The sequence below is a fragment of the Escherichia sp. AM3 genome (genome assembly GCF_032029835.1).
In the GTDB taxonomy this organism is placed as follows: domain Bacteria; phylum Pseudomonadota; class Gammaproteobacteria; order Enterobacterales; family Enterobacteriaceae; genus Escherichia; species Escherichia coli.
On the sequence record NZ_JAVUPQ010001097.1, the window covers coordinates 1 to 258 of the forward strand.

The following is a 258-nucleotide window of genomic DNA, read 5'->3' on the forward strand; positions in this document are numbered from 1 at the left end:
AATTTTTGATAGTGTTTTATGTTCAGATAATGCCCGATGAATTTGTCATGCAGCTCCACCTTTTTTGATAACGACAGCGACTTCCGTCCCAGCCGTGCCAGGTGCTGCCTCAGATTCAGGTTATGCCGCTCAATTCGCTGCGTATATCGCTTGCTGATTACGTGCAGCTTTCCCTTCAGGCGGGTTTAATACAGCGGCCAGCCATCCGTCATCCATATCACCACGTCAAAGGGTGACAGCAGGCTCATAAGACGCCCC

At 50.0% G+C, this 258-nt stretch carries 1 pseudogene; it reads right to left on the bottom strand.

Annotated elements, in window-relative coordinates:
- A pseudogene (locus RTW80_RS29870) lies at positions 1-258 on the bottom strand (IS1 family transposase); the annotation flags it as partial.